Below are 23,461 nucleotides of genomic sequence, written 5' to 3' on the forward strand. Positions count from 1 at the left end.
TGAGATATTGGAGTAAATATGTCCGAACATCCTCAAGGACAAAAGCATTGTTCATTTTGCGGTAAAACGCAGTCTGAAGTCGGAAAGCTGATTGCAGGCGAGGACGCATACATTTGTAATGAATGTGTGGACGTATGCTTAGATTTGGTTCAAACCAGTCAACAGGTCGAAACCAATGACTGGGCGAACCGTCCTTTACCGAAACCGCATGAAATCCGTGCGGCGCTCGATCAATATGTGATTGGTCAGGACGTAGCGAAAAAGACATTATCTGTGGCCGTATACAACCATTACAAACGTCTGAAAGTACAGACCAATGGTAAGAAAGCAGATGATTCCGTTGAAATCGCCAAAAGTAATATCCTGCTGGTCGGCCCGACCGGTTCAGGTAAAACTTTACTGGCACAAACCCTTGCCCGTCTTCTGGACGTTCCATTTGCCATGGCAGATGCAACAACCCTGACTGAAGCGGGTTATGTGGGTGAAGATGTTGAAAACATTGTACAAAAGCTTTTGCAAAAAGCTGATTACGATGTCGAAAAAGCGCAAAAGGGCATTATCTATATCGATGAAATCGACAAGATTACCCGTAAATCTGAGAATCCATCGATTACCCGTGATGTATCAGGTGAAGGCGTACAGCAAGCCTTGCTGAAAATGATCGAAGGTACGGTTGCTTCAATCCCACCACAAGGTGGCCGTAAGCATCCGCAGCAGGAATTTATCCAGATTGATACCTCGAATATCCTGTTTATCTGTGGCGGTGCATTCTCAGGTCTTGAGAAGATCGTACAGCAGCGTCAGGAGAAAGGTGGTATTGGCTTTACTGCAGAAGTCCGTAATAAAGACGAAAGCAAAAAGCTGTCTGAATTGTTCCGTCAGGTCGAAGCGACTGACTTGGTGAAATTTGGTCTGATTCCAGAATTCATTGGTCGGTTACCCGTGATTGCGACTCTGGATGAGCTGGATGAAGAAGCTTTAATGCAGATTCTGACTGAGCCGAAGAATGCATTAACCCGTCAATATAAACATTTGTTTGAGATGGAAAATGTGGACTTGGTCTTTGAAGATTCAGCACTACGTGCGGTTGCGAAAAAAGCACTGGAACGTAATACTGGTGCGCGTGGCCTGCGTTCGATTCTGGAAAATTCATTGCTAGAAACCATGTATGACCTGCCGAGTCGTAGCGATGTAGGCACCGTGGTGGTGAATGAAGCGGTCATTAATGGCGAAGCTGCACCAGAATTTCGTGCTGAACGTCAACCACATGACGAGCCAGAAACAGCGGCAAAAGTTGATTTAAAGGTGGTGAATAGCAAATCTGCTTGATTGCTATTCGTCAGAAACGTGCGAAAACCCCGTGTTTTCGCACGTTTTTTATTTCCAAAAGATAAAAGCAGATGCTAATCTCAACATCTAGGCGTGGACGCCGAAAGCTATAAAAATATATCGCAAAGCACTTGCATACAAGAATAAAGACGCAGTGAGGGATAAGCATGCGTGGAGTCGCAATGATGCTCATCGGCAGTTTGGCGCTGATGGGTTGTCACGGTAAAAAAGCCGTAGTTGAGCCTACACAGCCACTCAGCACTTTAAAAAATATTGATCTTGAAAAAAAACCGGGCTTCGTCGAACAGCATCGGGTGGGGATGTTTACGATTGGTGGCTGGGTCAACCAGAAACAGGGCAATCATTTTCAGGCAGTTAAACCTCAGCATGAGGATGCAGCAATTGTTTATTTATACCGCCCGGATTCCAAATGGAACCGTCAGGAAATTGTCGCTGCCAGCCTATTTATCAATCAGCATCGTATTCCGAGTTTATTGCATAATCATCATTACTGGATTGAGTTACCTGCAGGCACTTATCGCTTGAGTACCAGCCGTCCTTTAGGTGCTTTGCACTTCCAGAAACCTAAATATCTGGACTTTACCGTAGAAGCGGGTCAATCCTATTTTATTAAGTATGATGAAGAAAATCTAAGCACCCGTCGTAGTGTTCCGGGACCTCTGATGCTGATGCCGAGCAGTGTGGGCCTCAATGAAATTGCTTTTACCCAGTTAAAATCGGACAGTTTTAACTTTTTTGCACAGGATCAGGAAACTGGGAAAATCCGCAAGAAAGCTCAGAAAATTAAGGCAACTGAATATGATCCATCTACAGATGTACAGTTAACCACACCGTTTAAACTCTGGGATCCAAGAACCTGGTAATTAATTTTAAAATTCCAATAAAAAAGCACCCATTAAGGGTGCTTTTTTATATAGCTTAAATTAACCCGCAGCAGCGTCAACTACTGGAATTTTGCCAATTTTTGCTTGCCAGATTTTTGGAGCAGTCGCGTGTACAGATGTACCATTTACGTCAACTGCTACAGATACAGGCATATCTTTCACTACAAACTTGTAGATCGCTTCCATGCCCAAATCAGCAAATGCAACCACTTCAGCTTCACGGATTGCTTTAGATACGAGGTATGCAGCACCACCAACCGCCATGAGGTAAGTCGCTTTGTTGTCTTTAATTGCTTCAACAGCAGCAGGACCACGGTCCGCTTTACCGATCATGCCATAAAGACCAGTTGCTTCTAATACCTGACGAGTGAATTTATCCATACGAGTTGCAGTTGTTGGACCTGCAGGACCTACAACTTCGTCACCCACTGGATCAACAGGACCTACGTAGTAGATGAATTTGCCTTTTAGATCAACAGGGAGTTCTTCACCGTTGTTCAGCATGTCTACCATACGTTTGTGTGCAGCATCACGGCCAGTATAGATTGTACCGTTTAGAAGCAGCGTATCACCTGGTTTCCAAGAGTTCATTTCTTCTTGAGTGATGTTGTCTAGGTCAACACGTTTAGAAGATGAAGAATCCCAAGTGACTGATGGGTAGTCTTCAAGGCTTGGTGCTTGAATATGCGCAACGCCTGAACCATCAAGTGTGAAGTGTGCGTGACGGGTTGCAGCACAGTTCGGGATCATGCCGACTGGTTTGCCCGCAGCGTGACAAGGGTAATCTTTGATCTTGATGTCTAGAACAGTGGTTAAACCGCCAAGACCTTGAGCACCAATGCCCAACGCGTTTACTTTCTCGAAGATTTCGATACGAAGTTCTTCAAGTTTGTTTTGTGGACCACGACGAAGCAATTCGTCCATGTTGATCTCTTCCATCAATGCTTCTTTTGCAAGCATCATGGCTTTTTCAGCAGTACCACCAATACCGATACCCAGCATACCAGGAGGACACCAGCCTGCACCCATAGTTGGAACAGTTTTTAATACCCAGTCCACGATTGAATCGGATGGGTTCAACATTGCCAGTTTAGACTTGTTTTCCGAACCACCACCCTTAGCAGCAACAGTGATGTCTACTTTGTTACCTGGAACAAGTTTGTGATAGATCACAGCAGGCGTGTTGTCTTTGGTGTTCTTACGGCCAAAAGCAGGGTCAGCCAGTACAGATGCACGAAGTACGTTAGAGTTTTCAAGATAACCTTGACGTACACCTTCGTTGATCGCATCGTCCAGGCTCATGGTTAAATCAAATTTAACGTCCATGCCCACTTCAACAAATACGTTGACGATACCAGTATCCTGGCAGATAGGGCGGTGGCCTTCTGCACACATGCGTGAGTTAATTAAGATTTGCGCGATCGCATCTTTCGCAGCTTTGTTCTCTTCACGGTCGTACGCACGGCTCATCGCTTGGATGAAGTCTTGTGGATGATAGTAAGAAATGAACTGAAGCGCATCTTTAACCGATGTGATCAAGTCATCTTGCTTGATAATAGTTGTCATACAAATATCTCTTGAGCGGGCTGTTAGCTAGCGGGCTAAATTATAAGACAAATGAATCCGGTTGTGGGCGTTTTGCAGGGACATTGGCCAAAAGTTTATAGTTTAAGCAATAAGGCATATGACTTTGGCTGAAAGATTGGCTAAAAATGACAGGTTTTTGTCATATTTACTGTCATATTGCAGCTTAAAGTTTATTTAAATATAATTAACTTTATATTAAGTGTATGATTTTTATTGGTTAATTGAAATTATGAAAATTTCATCATTGTCATATAACTGTCATAAAACTTTTACATAATGCGCTTATCAAATGAATGATGAGTTTTCTTTATGACCCTGACTAGTGTATTGATGGTAATTGCTTTTAGTCTTTATATCGCTGCTACTTGGTTCTACGGCCAGAAAGAAGATCAAGCTTAAGCTTTATCTTCTTTTTTACATTTTAAGAGCTAAAAAATTAGCCTATCTTCAAATCTTCAAATCTTCAAATCTTCAAATCTTCAAATCTTCAAATCTTCAAATCTTCAAATCTTCAAATCTTCAAATCTTCAAATCTTCAAATCTTCAAATCTTCAAATCTTCAAATCTTCAAATTACCTTAATAAAAAAACAATATTTCAATCATCTTGGCCTTGCCACAACACGCCTGTGACACAGTTATTTTTCTTCATTACATTATTAACCCAGAAAAACCCAAAGCCTGAAAACCCTTACACACAGCCAATTTTTTAGGGCTTAGACTGAGGTCTCTCAACTTCTATAAATAGGGCAATTGGAATGAGTAACTTTAATACAAATGACATCAAAGAACATGCTTCAGTAATTGCTTCAGATGGTACTCAAGTTGGTAAAGTGGATCATTTAGAAGGTCAGGACAAGATTAAATTGACAAGAAGTGATGACGAGAATAATGAGCATCATCTGATCCCGATCAGCTGGGTAAGTGAAGTGAAAGATGACAGTGTGATCTTGAATAAAACAGCAGAAGATGTGCACAAAGAATGGACCACGGTATAAGCATGATCTTTGCCTGACTTATTCTGGTTTGGCTTAAATAGTCAAACTGGATGTAAGTTTAAAATAGGCAAGTCTGATCTGTTAAAGTGGTAAATGCCAGCCTGTTCGGCTGGCATTTCTTTTGTGTCATCAATCTGTTTATTTTAGTTTCATTTACTCATAGAGCAGATTAAGAACCTGCATAATTTTTTGAGCTAGATAATCTGTAGATTATAGAACGTCTAATAATTACTGAGAAAACTTATAAAATAGATCAATAAAAAAACCACCCGATCTTTTGATCGGATGGTTGTGGAGTGTTAAAGAAAATTAACTAGCTTGCTGATCAGCCTGAATCGCAGTTAAAGCAATGGTAAATACAATGTCATCGACCAGCGCACCACGTGACAGGTCATTCACCGGCTTGTTCAAGCCTTGCAGCATCGGACCGACACTCACGACATTTGCTGCACGTTGTACCGCTTTATAAGTGGTGTTACCAGTATTTAGATCAGGGAAGATAAACACATTGGCACGACCAGCGACTTGTGAATCTGGTGCTTTTTGACGACCCACACTTTCAACTGAAGCGGCATCGTATTGAAGTGGACCATCAATCAGCAGATCAGGACGACGCTGTTTGGCAATCTCAGTCGCTTTCGCCACTTTTTCTACATCTGCACCTGTACCCGAAGTACCAGTAGAGTAAGAAATCATGGCAATACGTGGATCAATGCCAAAGGCTTTTGCAGAGTCAGCAGACTGAATTGCAATTTCAGCCAGTTGTTCGGCATCCGGATCTGGATTAATCGCACAGTCACCATAGACATAGACTTCATCTGGCAGCAGCATAAAGAACACAGAAGAAACCAGTGAATATTCAGGGGCTGTCTTGATCAGCTGGAAAGCCGGACGAACGGTATTTGCTGTGGTATGTACTGCACCAGAAACCAGACCATCTACCTGATCAAGTGCCAGCATCATAGTGCCGAGTACCACAGTATCCTGTAGCTGTTCACGCGCCTGCAATTCGTTGATTTTGCCTTTACGCAGTTCAACCATTTTTTCGACATAATTCTCGCGAATCAGGTCGGGATCAATAATTTCAAGATCGTGCGGTAATTCAATATTGCGTGCTTTGGCAACTTCAACCACTTCTTCCGGTTTTGCCAATAAGATACAGTGTGCAATCCCGCGAGATTGACAGATTGCAGCTGCCTGAATGGTACGCGGCTCATCACCTTCCGGAAGCACAATACGCTTTTTCGCAGCAATCGATTTTTGTACCAGTTCATGACGGAATGCAGAAGGCGACAGACGTGGTTTGTAAGAACCATTGATTAGCTGTGCAATCCATTCTTCATTTAAGTGACTGGATACAAAACGGGTCACCTGTTCAGCACGTTCAGTATCATCACATGGAATTTCATTGCTTAAATTGGCCAGACTTTGGGCAGTTTCAAAAGTGCTGAGTGGCGTATGCAGAATAGGCAGGCCATGTTTGATTGCTGTCTGGCAGAACTCCAGTACTGCCGAATTTGGCTCATAATGTTCAGTCAGCACCAGACCTGCCAATGGAATGCCATTGCTGCTCGCCAGGCTACTTGCCAGCAGGACATCAATGCGGTCTGATGCACTGATAATCAGCTCGCCAGCCACGAATTTATGCAACTCATGTTCAATGTTGGACGCAATTAAACTGCTGTGTAAGACACGGCGCTGCTTTGCTTCACCCAAGTTCACCCAGTCTGCTGAAATATGCGCTGCCAGGTCAGAAATACGTGGCACACTTAAAGTATTACTGAATGGAACCAGACCAATGACTGGAAGCTTTTCAGAACCAATATGGGCATGGGTTTTTTGAATATCAGCTATAAATTTGTTGGTATCACTAATCAGACGTAAACCAGGATCAATGGTCACCGGGATATGGGCAGAATCTTCAGGTAAGCCTTTGGTGCGCATAAATAATACGCCAGCCATACGGGTAGAAGAGGACCCACCCAAATAACGTAATTGGCTTTCAACTTTTTCAGCTGCCACTTCAGGCTGGTTGATATCAGCATTGCTGACAATAATGACTTTGGCATCTAGTGCCTGTGCCAAGGCTGCATTAAAGCTTGGCGCAAAGGTATCACGGCTATTGGGTACCAAACCTTCAACAATAATCAGGTCGTGATTTTTGGCAATCTCACGATGCAGGCGTACTGCATCTTCAAGCAATTCATCTGTTTCACCAAGATTAAAGCGCTGAATCAGACTTTCATAAGCAATCGGTTCAACAGTTTCACTTTGGGATAAATGACGATAGAGTGTTGTAGTGCGATCTGTTTCCTGACTTTTTTCCTGTGAAAAAGGTTTCACAAAACCTGCTTTTACCCCTTGGCATTCTAAAGCATATACCAAACCTAAACAGGCTGAAGTTAAGCCGACGCCTTCCCCGGTCGGCACCAATAAAATCGTTTTCATAAGTAATATCAGTCGCGCAATAATAGAAATTAGGTAAAAGGGAACCGGGCTTGCTTATGCAAGCGCAGCTTCAGGTTCAGACTTTTTTGCAATGGCTTGCTCCACTTCATGCTCTACCACATAATGAGTTTCTTTCGCGATTCGGCCTTCTTCATCAGTTGGAACTACCCAGATTTGTGGGCCTGTACCGTTATCGATCCGGCCTTCAGTGCCGCGTTTCAAACTACTATTAGCGTCTTTATCCAGGTTGAAACCAAAATGTGGTAAATAAGTCATGGTTTTTTCACGGATATACGCCGAGTTTTCACCAATACCCCCAGTAAAGAACAGACCATCAATACGTGGCAGACCACAGCTTAAAGCAGCTAAAGATTTCGCCAGACGGTAGCAGAATACTTCAATCGCAAGAGTCGCATCTTCATTACCTTGTTCTGAGGCTTCAATCAGAGTACGCATGTCATTAGACAGGTTGTCAGACAAACCAAGCAAGCCACTTTCTTTGTTGAGCATCTTGTCAATTTTATATACATCCCAGCCTAAGTTTGCAGCCAGGAAGCTATGCAAACTTGGATCAACATCACCACTACGAGTTCCCATCACCACACCTTCAAGTGGCGTCAGACCCATTGAGGTATCTACACTTTGGCCATTCCACACCGCACAGGTCGAACTACCATTACCGAGATGCGCTGTTAACCAGCCACCTTGCTTAAAGCTGCCCGCAAGTTCAGAACCGCGATCGGACACATAAGCATGGCTGGTGCCATGGAAACCATAACGACGTACGCCATATTCGGTATAAAGGAATTTAGGCAGGGCATAACGGTAAGCATATGCCGGCATGGTTTGATGGAAAGCAGTGTCGAATACTGCGACTTGTGGCAAGTCTGGGAATAAACGTTTAGTCGCTTCGATCCCGATCAGGTGAGCCGGGTTGTGCAAAGGCGCAAGTGGAGTTGCTTCGCGAATTTTTTCAATAATCTCGTCAGTAATTAGTTCAGCTTTGGTCAGGCTGCCGCCATGTACCACACGGTGACCAATCGCATCCGGCTTGTAGTTCGCCAGACGCTCTAAACCTACTTCTAACGCTTTTTTATGATCTGCAAAAGGAATATGAATATCGACTGGTTCATTGCCGACAGTCACACCTTTAATACGGGCATTTTCTGTGCCTAAGTTCTCAGCTAAGCCGTGAATACGGAAATTCTTTTCTTCAAGCAATAGGGCAAACTTGATTGAAGAAGAGCCACAATTAATAACTAATACTGATTTAGACACGATTGTTTACCCGATTCTAATTAAAATTCTCATCCATTTCGTTGACCTGTCTGCTGGCAAAAGCGACACAAGATAGGTCTGTGATCATGTTTTAACATGGGTTTTTTTACTGTCCTAGATAGACTTTAGCCGATTAGACTTAAGCATTATCGACCACAGCGACAATAATAATTAAAATTTATCAGTTCATAGTTTTCATTTATAAATAAAATACTGCTAAAAAATGATCTATTAAACTGTAGCTTATATTTCTTAAAAATAATGTTTATTTATTCTATCTTTTAGGTATGGATATGAAGAAATTATATGCAATTTTATAAAGGCTGCATATTTACTTGAGCATGTCTTTTATTCATTCAATGCATAAAAAATCAGCCTTGCGAACAAGGCTGATTTTATTATCTATTTACTGGCGAATCTGACCATCACCGAAGACTACCCATTTCTGGGAAGTCAGGCCTTCTAGGCCAACCGGGCCGCGGGCATGAATCTTATCCGTCGAAATACCGATTTCCGCTCCTAGGCCATATTCGAAGCCGTCAGCAAAGCGGGTAGAGGCATTGATCATGACTGAACTCGAATCTACACCAGCTAAAAATTCACGAGCGATACTGTAATTTTCAGTGATGATTGAATCGGTATGATGCGAGCCATATTTATTGATATGTTCAATGGCTTCCTCAACACCCGATACGATTTTAACTGCCAGAATCGGACCTAGATACTCGGTGTACCAATCTTCTTCTGTTGCGGCAACTACCTGATTGCCCAAGATACGCTGGGTTTCACGACAACCACGAAGCTCTACCTGTTTTTCCTGATACAGCTCAGCAATTCGAGGCAGGAAATCTTCAGCAACTTTTTCATCAACCAGCAAAGTTTCCATGGCATTACATACGCCATAACGATGGGTTTTGGCATTCAAAGCAATGGGTAGGGCTTTGAGCAGATCAGCCTGTGCTTCGACATAGACATGACAATTCCCGTCCAGATGTTTAATCACAGGTACACGCGCTTCTTCAGTAATGCGTTCAATTAAGCCTTTACCACCACGCGGTACGATCACATCGACATATTCAGTCAGGGTAATCAGCTGGCCAACCGCAGCACGGTCAGTCGTATTGATCACCTGAACTGACGCTTCAGGTAAGCCTGCCACTTTTAAGCCATGCTGGATGGCAGTTGCAATGGCCTGGTTAGATTCCAGAGCTTCTGAACCGCCACGCAGAATAATCGCATTTCCAGATTTCAATGCCAGTGAAGCAGCCTCCAGAGTTACATTGGGACGCGATTCATAAATCATACCCACTACGCCCAAAGGCACACGCATCTTGCCAAGCTGAATCCCTGTAGGACGGTAAGCCATATCAGTGATTTCACCAATTGGATCTTTCAGGCTGATCACATCTTTCAGGCCCTGTAACATACCTTTAAAGCGTGCGGGGTTGAGTTCTAAGCGATCAAGCAGGGCACTATCCAGATTGTTCTGGTGAGCTTTATTCATATCAATCTGGTTAGCAGCCAGAATAGCAGCTTGACTGTTTTCTAAAGCGGTATAAATTGCTGACAATGCGCTGTTTTTAGTTTGGGTAGACGCACGAGCCAAAATGCGAGAAGCCTGGCGTGCCTGCTGTCCTACCGTTTGCATATATTGTTCAATAGACTCTTGCATAGCGGTTCAATCACTTAGAAATTTCACTTTGATATTAACAGTCTGATGCCGGACAATGAAGCCCAACACTTAAAAATCATAAGCTTTTCACTGTTTCTAAACATTTTGAAATTGTTTTATCTTTAAAAGCAGATAAGTGGTTGTCGAATCAGTTGCTTGTGAAAAGCCGCTCTGTATAGAATGAAATGTAGCGACATAGATGTCATTGATATAATTACTACAGCGCAGGATGCGTGTTCAGGATAATCGGAATAATCCTGAAGCATAAGATCTGTAAATAATGACTTGCACAATAAAAATAAGGCAAGGACGGAGGAAAGGAATATGAATTCCATTATCCAGATGGATGCCCAGGCATTGGACCAACATAGCCATTACGGTTTTTTTGATCTTTATGATAAGCACAGTTTCAAGCAACCAGCACGTACGACATGGATCGATGGCTGGAAAATCGAGTATATGGCCATTGCGCGTCCTGATACTTTGCATATGCGCCCAATGGTGATTATTGGGGGAGCTTTTCAGAACTTTAATTCTTACAAATATTGTGTAGAACAGTTATTTGATGCGGGGCCTATTATTTTAATTGATTTACCTTCCATGGGGGCCAACCAGCAAATTACTAACGTTGATACCGGCTTATCTGCAGGAACACTTGAACTGGAAGATCTGGCAGCGATGCTAGGCCAATGGCTGGAGCAGATGCAACTGCCTAAGGTGGCTATTCTAGGGATGTCTTTAGGTTCAGTGGTGGCTTCCTGCCTGGCAGATCAGCGTCCTGAACTGGTAGACCGTATGATTTTGATGGGTGTAATGCAGAAAACCCGCAAAAGCTGGCGCATGCTGCTGGAAGAATCTTTGCATTTAATGAAAGAACAGCGCATGGACGAATTTGGCCAAGCGGTGATTCTGTATCTGGTCAATCATGCACGTTTAAAAGAAACCCGCATGTCACCAACAGCAAAACGGCTGTTCTTTAAGCAGATGTCCGAGTTTACAGCGACAGAACAGGACCGCTATGACATCAACTGTAACCGTCTTTTAAGACTGACCAATGTACCGATTCCTCAATGCAAAGTTTTGGTGGCTTGCGGGCAGTATGACAGCTTTACCTTGCCGCATGAGAATGCCAATTTTGCCCTGCAATGTCCAAACATGCAGTATGTGCAGATTGCTTCTGCAGATCATGTACCTCAGTTACAGCGCCGTAAAGAAACCATGCATCTATTTGCAACTTTCCTGCGTGATGAGCCGGTTGATCAACTCGAAGGTATTATCCCGTTCACCCGTGAACAGATGCAGCAGATCGAACGACGTGGGGAAGAGCGGATTACGGTTCAGGATCCACAGCGTTATTTAAGTCATCGTCATTCTGATCTGGTATTCAAGGCAGAAATTGTCGATATGAATTTCTTTGGGGTGTTGCTGGAATTGGAACCTGGATTAACCGATCAGGCAGCCGCATATCCACGTGATCTGGCTTTACATCTGGAAGATGAAGAAGGTGAGTTCAAGATCGAATGTCTGATCTTCGAACATGATGACACTCAGTTACGTGCCTTGTTCAAGCATGGCAGTTTTGATGTAGCAGAGCGTTTATTACGCTTTGTCCAGAAAGAGAAAGCAATTCAACAGGCTGAAGTATTCGATGCAGTCATCTAAAACAATAGAATTCATAAAAAACAGCGTAATTAAACGCTGTTTTTTTTCACCGCATGAATCATCCAGACTAAATCGCCCAAATGTTCATCCTGTTCATAATGAGGACTCTGCTGTCGAGGTTCTGCAAAATAACGTTGTGGCTGTTCGACCTCCACCCGCATAAACCCAGCTTGCTGAAAAAACTGCTGTAGTTCTTGGGGCGATTTAAAATGAAAAGTAAATGCACTGCGTGAGATAAATTTTAGCAGACGACTACAGGCCCAGATAAAGCTTGCCAGTCTGTTTTTGACCGGTTCAGGGTAAATATCACTGAGATAATGCACTTCACTGAAACCTTGACCATATTCGTTAATACCTTTGAGCAAGGTAAACAGCATTTTTTGATCAAAGTAATTGATCAGGCCTTCACTAATAATGACTAGAGGCTGCTGCTGGTCAAAGACTTTAAAAATATTCGCCAGTTCTGCACTAAAAATATCGGCACTCAATACTTCCGGGGCATCCTGATCAATCTGCTGCAAAGCATTGGTTTTGATCTTGGCCATATCGGGCAGATCCAATTCCCGATAATTAATCCCGGGAAATTTCTGTCTAAAGTTCCAGCTGCGTGGAGAAAGACCACTGGCAATTTCCAGTACCTGTAATTGAGGATATTCACTAATTAACTGGCTTAAGTGTTCGTCAATCATTTGATGTCGCTGTTTCAGGGTGGTGCGCATACTGCCGCCTACATGACGCTCAGCCCATGACTCCAGCGGATGAACCAGTTTGGCAAGGAATTTGCCTTTAGAGGTGGCAAATACCGGATGTGAAATCCCCATTTTGTACCAGATATAGCCAGTATAGTGTGCAGTAAAAGAAATATGGCGGTGTTGTGAAAGAGATTCTGTCATGTCGTCCTGACCTTATTGTTGTTTTAATTCAATGCTGCTCATCAATATAGCAGTCTTTTCAACATGATAATAAAAAAGGAACACCTTGTCGTGTTCCTTTGTCGCATTCAGATCATTTAAGAACTAGAGAACCTGATCTTTAAACTGGCTAATTTCATCACAGATCTGGCGCCATTCATCTCCAAGATCCAGCTCAGTGCCGATCTGAATCTCTGGAATTTTTCCGCGCATACGTTCCAGACGCTGCTGATTGGGCAGTGGCAGCTCCTGAATGCCCTCAAGCGCAATACATTGTGCTGCGCGATCATTGCAGACCAATCCCATATCACAACCTGCTTTCAATGCTGCCTGAATGCGGGCATCGGCACCGCCAGCCACACAGGCAGCCTGCATGCTTAAATCATCCGAGAACAGTACGCCGTCGAATCCAAGTTCTTGGCGTAACACTTTCTGAATCCAGAATTCTGAGAAACCCGCTGGATTTGGATCTACCTGACTATAGATGACATGGGCAGGCATAAGCGCATCCAGTTGGGATTGTAACTGGATAAAAGTCTGCATATCCTTTTGCTGGATTTCTTCATAGCTGCGCATATCAATGGCAGCGGCCACATGCGAATCGGCCTTAACCGAACCATGTCCCGGGAAATGCTTACCGGTCGAAGCCATGCCAGCACGTTTCATACCTTTCAGAAAAGCACTAGCTAGTGGAATAATATCCTGAATATTTCTGGCAAAGCTACGGTCGCCAATCACATCACTAATATCATTCAGATCCAGTACAGGCGCAAAACTGAAGTCAATTCCGACAGCCAGTACTTCAGTCGCCATCAACCAGCCACATTTCTCGGCCAGTTCCAGCGCTTTTTCACGATCCGTCTGATAAAGCTCACCAAATTTGCCCATGGCAGGCAGCAGGGTAAAGCCCTGTTTCAGGCGCTGTACCCGGCCACCTTCCTGATCCACCGCAATCAGAATATCTGGACGGACCTGACGCATATGATCAGTCAAAGCGCGGACTTGGGCAGGAGATTCAATATTGCGACCGAATAAAATCACACCACCGACTTGTGGTGCACCCAAGAGTTCAATATCTTCTTGAGTAAGGGTAGTGCCTGCGATGTCGAGCATCAATGCGCCAATCATATGTGGAATCCATTTTAGAATTTTCGGGGAAAACAATACCTGAATTCTGCAATGATTTGCTACACTTTGTCAGCACAGAATATGATAAAACTACACGACATAAACATATTAAGTTGTTTAAGATGCTGAATACTTTAAGTTCTGCTCGAAAAGCAACACGGTCAAATTGGTCTTGAAGCCAAGGAAGTACGAATTATTTATGAAATTTCAAACAATAGCTTGTGCAGTTGCGATTGCGACAGGCGGATTATTTTTTACCCATGTGGTGAATGATGCAATTGCAGCTGATGGTAAAGAAGTAGTCAGCAAAGCAGTGCTTCAACCTTCTCAAGAACAGGCATTGGTATCCCGACAACTGGCAACTCTCGTTGATCGCCAACATTATTTGAATATGCGTCTGGATGCTCAGACTTCACAGCGTATCTTTGATTTTTATATTGATAGTCTGGATGCAGATCACAGTCTTTTTCTGGCATCTGAAATAGAAGATTATAAAAAACGCTATGGCGCTACTTTCGGTGCCAATCTGAAAGCTGGTAATTTGTCTGGCCCTTATGAAATTCATGCGCAGTATCGTGAGCGTTTAGCCCAGTTCTATACCTTTATGCTGGAAGAACTGAAAAAACCACAAAATCTGAACCAGAAGAATGTATATATTGAAACGGATCGCGAAAAGGCGCCGTTCTTTAAAACTCAGGCTGAACAACGTGCTCACTGGTCAAAAATGCTGGTCTCTCAGCTGATTAACCTGACGATCAGTAAGGAAGAAGAGCAGGCCAAGCAAAATGCACTTAAAGCCAATCCTGAACTGGCGAATGGTCAGGACCTAACTGGGCCGGAAGATTTAACGCCTGCTCAAACCCTGACTAAGCGTTATACCCGTCAGTTAGAGCGTCTCAGCCGGATCAAGAGTGATGATGTGCTGGACAAAACCCTGAATGCGATGATGCTGACTTATGATCCGCACAGTAATTATTTCCCGCCTGTAGATGCGATGGAGCTGAACCGTCAGACTACATTGCAGCTGGAAGGGATTGGAGTGTCGATTCGCCCAGAACGTGGTAATGAAGATTACACCAAGATTGAAACCATTGTAGAAGGTGGGCCTGCCAGCAAATCAGGACAGGTAAAATCAGGTGACCGTATTGTTGGCGTTGCTCAAGACGGCGAACAGATGGTTGATGTAATTGGCTGGCCAAGCAATGAAATTGTTGGTCTGATTCGTGGTAAGCGCGGCACCAAAGTAACACTGAAGTTACTAGGCCCGGGTGCGACCATGGGACAGGCGCGTAATGTCAGTCTGGTACGTGATGTGATTCAGGAAGAAGATGCCGGGGTTAGAACCCGTACCGTGGAAATCCAGCGTGATGGTAAAAAATATCAATATGGTGTGATTGAAATTCCATCTTTCTATCTGAACTATCGTGCCCGTCGTGCGGGTAACGACTACCGTTCCGTATCAGAAGATACCAATAAGGCCCTGAAAGAGCTGGCTGCGAAGAATGTTGCCGGTATTATTGTAGACTTGCGCAATAACCCGGGTGGTTCACTTGAAGAAGTGGCACGTATGCTGGGACAGGTGATCAAGTCAGGTCCTGTGGTTCAGATTCGTGATGGTAACGGTAATGTCAGCGTCTTTGAAGATGATGATGGTGGTGCACAAACTTATGCCGGTCCATTGGCAGTAATGGTGAACCTGGCTTCTGCATCTGCAAGTGAAATTTATTCAGCAGCAATTCAGGATTATGAACGCGGTATCGTGATTGGTAGTACCACAACAGGTAAAGGAACTGCGCAGGTTCAGCTAGATAGCTTGGCACATGGTCAGGCAACGCTGACTCAGCGTAAGTTCTACCGTGTGACGGGGGGTAGTACCCAAAACAAGGGCGTGATTCCGGATATCAAGCTGGTCGATATCTATAACGAAGAGTTTGGTGAACGTAAGGCTAAAAATGCCCTAGAGTGGGATACGATTCCAACTGCGCCATTTAAACGTGAAGGTGTGGTCCAGAAATATGTACCGGAACTGGCCAAGTTATCTCAACAGCGTGTCGCTCAGAATCCTCAATTCAAGTATCTGGAACAGCGTACAGCGGCTATGAAAAAAGTCGAAGACCAAAAACGTGTAGTTCTGGATCTGGAACAGCGTAAAGCTGAGTTGCTGGATATCGAGCGTAAAGCTTTAGAAGCTGAAAATGCCCGCCGTGCTGCAACCGGCCTGAAACCTTATCCAAACTGGGAAAGTTATCAGGCATCTCTGGATGCCATGGTTGAAGCCCGGGCGAAAATGAAAGCCAAAGAACGTCCGGCATTACCGGAAGAAGAAGCTTTTGTGCTGGAAGCCGCACATGTCTTGGCTGACTATGCTCAAGCACAGTCAAAACAGTAACTTTCACATAAAGTAATACAGTTTCTAAAACAGCCTATCTCGATAGGCTGTTTTTTTGTGCAAATAGAATGCAATATCAATTAAATATAAAGTGCTATGTAACTAAATAAAAAAGAAAAATTTGTGATTTATGTCGAATAAAAAAGCTGGAATATTAAATTTAATCAATTGATAAAATCTCAAAGACTTCTAATATATAAGCTTAATTTTTTATTTTATCGATTCAGGGCAATTTTAAACTCCACTCCAGCTACTGAAGAGATAAAAATATTGCAATAAATTTTGTATATGGCTTCAAGTTTGAAGCAGTCGGGATGAACTCTGAAAAGAGTATTTTATTTTTTATAGGGCGTAAATTTAGCGGGGAATCGTGCGAATACAGCTGTGCAATAAAATAAAAATGATCGCCCAGATGGAACATTTTATATGATTCATGCTCATCATGATGTCAGTCTGCTCATTGGATCGATGGCTGTGGCATTTATTGCCTGCTATTTGACGCTTACGCTTGAGCAGATGCTATTTCGTAATGTGTCGCTAAGGTTGAAAACCCTTATTTTACTGTTCAGCGGTGGCTTGCTGGGACTGGCGATCTGGGGAATGCATTATGTCGGCATGACGGCAGCTCATTTTCCTGATGCTTATGATATCGATACTGCACTCACATTAAGTTCTTATGTGATTGGCTTTGTGGGAGCAACCTTTGCCATCTGGCTCACTACCCGTAAAACCTTGCCTTGTGCCCGCTTGATTCTAGGTGCTGTTCTGATGGGGCTGGGCATGTCAGGAATGCACTATGTGGGCATGCTGGGCCTGAATGTTAAAAATCATGTGACTGCCTATCATCCTTTATTAATGATTTGTTCGATCCTGATTGCAACGAGTGGAGCGGGACTCAGTTTTTGGGTGGCCTTCAAATATCGACAGGCAGTGCAAAGTACAATCCGGATGAAGCTCGTGGTCGCGAGTATGCTCACGTTGACCATTGTCGGGATGCATTATACGGGTATGGCGGCACTTGGTTTTTATGAAGATGTCCACCCACTGAGCCAGATCAGTCATTCCCACTATGACTTGCTATTTTCAGTCATCCTGATTAGTTGTCTGGTACTGGTGACTGCATTTGGCGTAGCCATGCTGGAGTTACGCTTTGAATCACGTAACCGTCAGCTGATGCTGGCCAATAAAGAACTGGCGAATCAGGCGATTCAGGATAATCTCACCAAACTGCCAAACCGTTTATATCTGGTCAAATATGCACAATTGCTATTTTCTGGCCGGCAGCAAGATGCCCAGCATGAAATCGCTTTTTTATACATTGACCTAGACCGTTTTAAAGCCGTGAATGATGTGTTTGGCCATCACGTTGGGGATCAGCTACTGATTCAGCTGGCTTATCGTATTCATCAAATTCTGGGAGATGATTCCAAACTGCTGCGCATCGGTGGCGATGAATTTCTGCTGGTGCTGGAAAATACTTCAGTAGAGCAGGCCTCGAAAATATCGGAAAGGATTCTGGAACTAATTCAGGAAAGTTTCCAGATCAGTGGCAAGACTATCAATATTTCGGGCAGTATCGGGATCGCGATGTATCCGAAGCATGGTCAGAATCTGCAAGATCTGCTGATCAATGCAGATGCCGCCATGTTGACTTCCAAGTATCAGGGACGAAATACCTATTCGGTTTTTAATTTCTCGACTGATCAGCATGAAAGCAAGAGCCAGAGCAAACTGATCAATGATCTGTATAAGGCAGTAGAAGAACAGCAATTTATCTTGGTTTATCAGCCAAAATTTACCCATGATGAGCAGATCTGTGGTGTAGAAGCGCTAATCCGCTGGAAGCACCCATTGCATGGTTTGCTGGGTCCAAATATGTTTATTCCGGGGGCAGAAAAAACCGGTCTGATTATTCCGATGGGCTACTGGGCTTTGGAGCAGGCCTGTAAACAGATTCAGCTCTGGGAAGCTGATTATGCTGATTTTTTCCCGATCGGTGTCAATTTATCTGCGGTTCAGTTTGAGCATAAGCATCTGATCAGTACGCTGGAGCAGCTACTCAGTCAATATAAAATTGATCCTCAACATTTGATGATTGAGATTACTGAATCGACTGCCATGCATCATATTGACTCGAGTATCCGGACTTTGCAGCAGTTGCGTCAGATGGGCATCCAGCTGGCGATTGATGATTTTGGTACCGGACATTCCAGCTTTCTGTATTTAAAAAACCTACCTGTCGATGAGCTGAAAATTGACAAGGAATTTATTCAGGGTCTGAGTGCAGGTTCCAAGGAAGAAATGATTCTGGAAAGTATTATCCAGCTGGCCATTAAACTCGGTTTAAAAGTGACAGCTGAAGGCATTGAAACTGTACAGCAAGCGGAAATTTTGACCCGTTTGGGCTGTCAGCAGATGCAGGGCTATCTGCTGGGTAAACCGATGGATGTCGAGCAACTTGAAGCTAGGGCCTTGGTTTCTTGAACTCAGTAAATCACTATTTAGAAATTTTTATGATTAAGCTAATCAATTGTAAATTATAAAATTTATGTGATTATTGATTTATAATTTCTAGGTTGAGTAGTAAATTAAATCTGCTAAATAGACGAGCCAAAAAAATATCAGTTTAACCTGAAAAGAGAATAGGAAACTACGATTTCTCCAGTTTATAGGGCTGCTTATTGGCTCTAGAAATCTGCTACAATATCGTCAATTTTTCATATTGATCGTATTTGATCTTGAGCACTGCGGTTCTGCAGTAGGTATTTTCCATGAGTTTTAAAGATGAGTTAGCGGCACAGGTCGCTCAGCGACGTACATTCGCCATTATTTCCCACCCCGATGCCGGTAAAACCACCATGACAGAAAAACTGCTGTTATGGGGTCAGGCCATTCAGGTTGCAGGTATGGTGAAAAGCCGTAAATCGGATCGTGCAGCCACTTCTGACTGGATGGAAATGGAAAAAGAGCGTGGGATTTCGATCACCACGTCCGTCATGCAGTTCCCGTTCAAGGACAAGATGATTAACCTGCTCGATACCCCGGGACATGAAGATTTCTCGGAAGATACTTACCGTACCCTCACTGCGGTAGACTCAGCGCTGATGGTGATTGACGGTGCAAAAGGTGTCGAGGAACGTACCATTAAATTGATGGAAGTGTGTCGTATGCGTGACACCCCCATCATTTCTTTCGTCAACAAAATGGACCGTGAAATCCGTGAGCCTTTAGAGCTGCTGGATGAAATTGAAAATGTCCTGAAAATTAAATGTGTCCCGATTACCTGGCCACTCGGTACAGGACGTGACTTTGCAGGTGTCTATAACCTGCTCGAAGAAAAGTTCTATGTCTATAAAGCCGGTTTTGGTTCAGTGATTACTGATATCGAAGTTCGTGATGGCTATGACCATGCAGACTTACGTGAAAAAGTCGGTGAGCTGGCTTGGGCTGCATTTGAAGAATCATTGGAACTGGTACAAATGGCGAATGAGCCATTAGATCGTGAAGAATTCCTGGCAGGCCGTCAAACTCCAGTGCTGTTCGGTACAGCTTTAGGTAACTTCGGTGTCGACCATGTTCTGGATACATTTAGCGAATATGCACCGCCTCCCAAAGCGCATCCGACTCAAGACCGTAAAGTAGAGGCAGATGAAGAAGGTTTCACAGGCTTTATCTTCAAGATTCAGGCCAATATGGACCCGAAACATCGTGACCGTATCGCCTTCATGCGAATCTGTTCAGGTAAGTATGAAAAAGGCATGAAAATGAAGCATGTGCGTATCGATAAAGATATCCGCATTAGCGACGCCTTGACCTTTCTGGCTGGTGACCGTCAGCATCTGGAAGAAGCATGGCCGGGTGATATTATCGGTCTGCATAACCACGGTACCATCCAGATCGGTGATACCTTCACTTCAGGTGAAAAACTGCAATTTACTGGTATTCCGCACTTTGCACCGGAAATGTTCCGCCGTGTCCGTCTGAAAGATCCATTAAAGTCAAAACAGCTGCAAAAAGGTCTGAAAGAGCTTTCTGAAGAAGGTGCGACTCAGGTATTCATGCCACAAAACAGCAATGACCTGATTGTTGGTGCTGTGGGTGTGCTGCAGTTCGAAGTGGTAGCGTATCGTCTGAAAGAAGAGTACAAGGTGGACTGTATTTATGAGCCAGTGAGCATCAATACAGTACGTTGGGTGTCTTGTGCAGATGAGAAGAAATTCAACGAATTCAAGAAAAAAGCCCATGACCAGTTATCTGTTGATGGTGGGGGTCATTTGACTTATCTTGCACCAAGCCGAGTGAACTTACAGCTGATGCAAGAACGTTATCCAGATATCGTATTCCGTAATACACGCGAACACTAAGCCTTCAGGCTTGGAAAATGTTAAACAGCTTCTCCGGAAGCTGTTTTATTTTGTGCTACATTTAAACCACTCATTACTTATATCTCTAAAAAATCATGAAGTTTAGTAAGGAAATCCTGCTCGGTTCAGTCATTGGCTGTAGTTTGTTACTTGGAGCATGTGATAAAAATGAAAAAAAACAGCCAGCGACAGAACAAAAAAAATCTGCAGCAGTCACCCCTGAAGAAAAAGCCAAATTTTTGCCTTACCTGAATATTCAGGAGAAATCGGCCGATATTGCCTTGCCATTTTGTGAGACCAAAAACTGTATTAATCTGGATATTCAGACCTTAAAGACAGCCGATGCCTGGCTAAACCAGTCTATTGAAAAGCAGCAGGCGAAAGTGATTCAGGATCAAATTGGCCTAAAGCAGGATATGAGCCTGCAGCAGGCGGTTAATGCCTATGTAAAAAAATCCGATGCCTGGCAAGCCCAGCTCAAACTGAATAAGGCCTACGAATTATCTCTTTATACCCGCATTCCTTATCAGCGTAATCAATTTGTGTTAATGCAAATTGGGGTAGACAGCACACAGGAAAATATCCGCGTTAATGAACGCTATTATTTTTTTGTGGCTGACCGGCTGCAGCAAAAAATACTCAGTCCTCTGGATATTATCAATCCTGAACAGCAGTTGCAGATGGACCAAATTGTGCAGCAGGCTTACCAAAAATGGTTAAAGGACAATAATGCAGAAGTCCAGCAGAAAGCTCCAAAAAAACTGTATTGGGGGCAGGCGGACTGGTTCTTTGATCAGGAAGGAATTGGTCTACATTATCGGAGTCAGGAAATTAGCAAAGATGCCAAACAACTGGACATCTATTTAACCAAAGAACAAACACAACAAGTCTTGAAAGTGGATATTTATCAGAATATGTTCTAACAGGTAGGTCCTGCAAGGATAAATGATGATGTTGAATAAAGGTTAATGCATGTCAAATTATAAGAATGTTTTATGTCTGTCAGTATTGGCATCAGCAGTTTTGCTGAGTGCCTGCCAGCCTAAGGAAAGAGAGCCGAAAGAACCTGCTGCACCTGAAGTGGTACAGGCTCAGCCTGAAGTGCTGAAGCTGAGCGGTGATACTGAGAAGCTGAAACTGGCCTTGCCTGAATGTGAAGGAAAAAACTGTCCTGAGATTTCTATTGAGCGATTGAAAAGCAATCAGTCATTTATTGATGAATGGATAGATCAGCAGATTCTGCAGCAGCTACAGGGTATTTTGTCTATTGATGCGATCGAACCGGCGAAAGCATCGGCTGCCAGTGAAGCTGAAGCCGCTGCTTCCGAACCGCAAACTGCATTAGCCAATGTCCAAACTCCGAAACAGCAGCTTGAACAGCAGATTCAGCCGCATATGCAGACTTTCCTGAATCTGGATAAGGAGTTGAAAGCACTCAGTGCCAGCCATAGTATCAGCCTGATGATCAAACCGAGAATTCTGCAGTCTGGTGATCCACTCGCGACTGTGGTCTTAAACAGTACCCATTATCTGGGTGGTGCGCATGGCGCTTCTGCTCAAACCTACTACAATTTTGATCTTGAGCAGAAAAAGCTGATTAAGCTGGACGATATCATTCTGCCTAAACAAAAGGCTCAACTTGAAGCCAAAGCCTATGAGGCTTTTAAAGCCTGGGTGATGGAATCCAAACTGGCCAATGATGTAGCCGAATATGAACAGGCCTGGAAATTCAAACTGACGGATAATTTCTATCTGTCTAAACAGGGACTGGCGCTGCAATATGCTGAATATGAAATTGGTCCTTATGTGGTCGGTTTGCCACGTCTGGTCATTCCTTATGAACAGTTGAATGGCATTTTGAAACCTGAATATCTGCCTCAAACAGAGAACGCTGCTTCAGAAGCCGAGCCTGCAACTCCTGCCAAAGCACGCTGATGGTTTCGTTATTTGATACCCATACCCATTTTGATGTTCCCGATTTTGATCATGATCGGGAACAGCTGGCTTATGCATCCAAAGCAGCAGGGGTGGAGCATCTGGTCTTAATTGGTTTTTTACAGAGCCGGTTTAAGGATTTATTGCAGACGCATCATTTTATTAATGAGTTGGCCAATGCACCACAAAGCCATCTGGCACCCGGCCTGCATCCATTCTATATTGAGCAGCATCAACTAGAGCATTTACAGGATCTGGAGCAGTTATTAAACACAGAGCCTTGTATTGCGATTGGTGAAATTGGCTTGGATACTTTTGATAAGCGGCATAAACAGCCGGAACTTTTTCAGAAACAGAAGGATTTTTTTGCTGCACAGCTGGAACTGGCGCAGCAGTTTGATAAACCTGTGTTATTGCATATCCGTAAATCCCATGCCGATGTTTTACAGATTCTAAAACAGCATCGGTTTAAGCAAGGTGGTATTGCCCATGCCTTTGGTGGCGGGATTGAAGAGGCGAAAGCCTTTATTAAACTGGGCTTTAAGCTTGGAATAACAGGGCAAATTACCAATCCGAATGCCAAAAAACTGCATCAGGTGGTACAGCAGGTAGGACCGGAACATCTGGTACTTGAAACCGATTGTCCGGACATGACGCCCTTATGTTGCCAGCATTCGACAGAACAGCGGACTCGCAATACGCCTGCCAATCTGCCTTATGTCCTGCAAGGCTTGGCCAAGAGTCTGCATATGGATCAGGATGAACTGGCACAGCAGCTCTGGAAAAACACCCATCAGGCTTTACATCTGGCGATCTAAGATAAAACCCTACATCGGTCGGAAAGCGTATTTCAATGT

General features: G+C 43.7%; 16 protein-coding genes. 10 read left to right on the top strand and 6 right to left on the bottom strand.

All coding sequences use genetic code 11. The features are described from left to right. Nucleotides 1–18: 18 nt before the first annotated feature. Nucleotides 19–1,329, top strand: coding sequence for an ATP-dependent protease ATP-binding subunit ClpX (gene clpX / locus FTU72_RS03465; RefSeq protein WP_004781987.1), 1,311 nt, complete (start codon nt 19–21; stop codon nt 1,327–1,329). Nucleotides 1,330–1,496: 167 nt separating this feature from the next. Continuing rightward, a complete protein-coding gene (locus tag FTU72_RS03470) occupies nt 1,497–2,213 on the top strand; it encodes a DUF2846 domain-containing protein (RefSeq protein ID WP_179992399.1) in 717 nt (238 codons plus the stop codon). 60 nt (nt 2,214–2,273) lie between these two features. On the opposite strand, the gene FTU72_RS03475 is transcribed toward FTU72_RS03470, so the two are convergent. After that, the gene (locus FTU72_RS03475; RefSeq protein ID WP_005232211.1) at nt 2,274–3,800 is read right to left on the bottom strand and encodes a fumarate hydratase; all 1,527 of its coding nucleotides are present in this window, start codon (nt 3,798–3,800) and stop codon (nt 2,274–2,276) included. A gap of 777 nt (nt 3,801–4,577) precedes the next feature. On the opposite strand from FTU72_RS03475, the gene FTU72_RS03480 reads away from it, so the two are divergent. Continuing rightward, nucleotides 4,578–4,817 carry a DUF2171 domain-containing protein gene (locus FTU72_RS03480; protein WP_004781996.1) on the top strand — a complete coding sequence of 80 codons (240 nt, stop codon included), beginning with the start codon at nt 4,578–4,580 and terminating at the stop codon, nt 4,815–4,817. Between the two features lie 309 nt (nt 4,818–5,126). Here the strand turns inward: FTU72_RS03480 and pta are convergent, their stop codons facing one another. The 3 genes from pta to FTU72_RS03495 all read right to left on the bottom strand — a co-directional run bounded on the left by pta (nt 5,127) and on the right by FTU72_RS03495 (nt 10,215). Then, complete coding sequence (gene pta / locus FTU72_RS03485) at nt 5,127–7,265, bottom strand: phosphate acetyltransferase (protein ID WP_179992396.1); 2,139 nt, start codon at nt 7,263–7,265, stop codon at nt 5,127–5,129. A 54-nt stretch (nt 7,266–7,319) separates the two neighbouring features. Further along, nucleotides 7,320–8,543 (bottom strand): acetate kinase, encoded by a 1,224-nt coding sequence (locus FTU72_RS03490; RefSeq protein ID WP_179992395.1) that lies wholly within the window; start codon nt 8,541–8,543, stop codon nt 7,320–7,322. A gap of 406 nt (nt 8,544–8,949) precedes the next feature. Then, entirely contained in the window at nt 8,950–10,215 is a 1,266-nt protein-coding gene (locus tag FTU72_RS03495) for a glutamate-5-semialdehyde dehydrogenase (protein ID WP_034703231.1), read from the bottom strand. 324 nt (nt 10,216–10,539) lie between these two features. On the opposite strand from FTU72_RS03495, the gene FTU72_RS03500 reads away from it, so the two are divergent. Continuing rightward, nucleotides 10,540–11,877 (top strand): alpha/beta fold hydrolase, encoded by a 1,338-nt coding sequence (locus tag FTU72_RS03500; RefSeq protein ID WP_179992394.1) that lies wholly within the window; start codon nt 10,540–10,542, stop codon nt 11,875–11,877. Nucleotides 11,878–11,906: 29 nt separating this feature from the next. Here the strand turns inward: FTU72_RS03500 and FTU72_RS03505 are convergent, their stop codons facing one another. Both FTU72_RS03505 and nagZ read right to left on the bottom strand, forming a co-directional pair. Beyond that, nucleotides 11,907–12,770, bottom strand: a complete 864-nt coding sequence (locus FTU72_RS03505) for a class I SAM-dependent methyltransferase (RefSeq protein WP_179992393.1) — start codon at nt 12,768–12,770, stop codon at nt 11,907–11,909. A gap of 123 nt (nt 12,771–12,893) precedes the next feature. Beyond that, nucleotides 12,894–13,916 (bottom strand): beta-N-acetylhexosaminidase, encoded by a 1,023-nt coding sequence (nagZ, locus tag FTU72_RS03510; RefSeq protein WP_179992392.1) that lies wholly within the window; start codon nt 13,914–13,916, stop codon nt 12,894–12,896. Between the two features lie 199 nt (nt 13,917–14,115). On the opposite strand from nagZ, the gene FTU72_RS03515 reads away from it, so the two are divergent. The 6 genes from FTU72_RS03515 (at nt 14,116) to FTU72_RS03540 (ending at nt 23,422) form a co-directional block, all read left to right on the top strand. Beyond that, the gene (locus tag FTU72_RS03515; RefSeq protein ID WP_179992391.1) at nt 14,116–16,305 is read left to right on the top strand and encodes a carboxy terminal-processing peptidase; all 2,190 of its coding nucleotides are present in this window, start codon (nt 14,116–14,118) and stop codon (nt 16,303–16,305) included. Between the two features lie 426 nt (nt 16,306–16,731). Continuing rightward, nucleotides 16,732–18,789, top strand: coding sequence for an EAL domain-containing protein (locus FTU72_RS03520; RefSeq protein WP_179992390.1), 2,058 nt, complete (start codon nt 16,732–16,734; stop codon nt 18,787–18,789). Between the two features lie 287 nt (nt 18,790–19,076). Continuing rightward, a complete protein-coding gene (locus FTU72_RS03525) occupies nt 19,077–20,669 on the top strand; it encodes a peptide chain release factor 3 (protein ID WP_180010879.1) in 1,593 nt (530 codons plus the stop codon). A gap of 95 nt (nt 20,670–20,764) precedes the next feature. Beyond that, nucleotides 20,765–21,592 carry a hypothetical protein gene (locus tag FTU72_RS03530; protein ID WP_180010877.1) on the top strand — a complete coding sequence of 276 codons (828 nt, stop codon included), beginning with the start codon at nt 20,765–20,767 and terminating at the stop codon, nt 21,590–21,592. 49 nt (nt 21,593–21,641) lie between these two features. Beyond that, nucleotides 21,642–22,604 carry an RsiV family protein gene (locus FTU72_RS03535; RefSeq protein ID WP_180052449.1) on the top strand — a complete coding sequence of 321 codons (963 nt, stop codon included), beginning with the start codon at nt 21,642–21,644 and terminating at the stop codon, nt 22,602–22,604. Continuing rightward, entirely contained in the window at nt 22,601–23,422 is an 822-nt protein-coding gene (locus FTU72_RS03540) for a TatD family hydrolase (RefSeq protein WP_180017238.1), read from the top strand. The genes FTU72_RS03535 and FTU72_RS03540 overlap by 4 nt, the downstream gene beginning before the upstream one ends. Nucleotides 23,423–23,461 lie beyond the last annotated feature (39 nt).

Source organism: Acinetobacter sp. YH12137, assembly GCF_013418535.1.
Taxonomy (GTDB): Bacteria; Pseudomonadota; Gammaproteobacteria; order Pseudomonadales; family Moraxellaceae; genus Acinetobacter.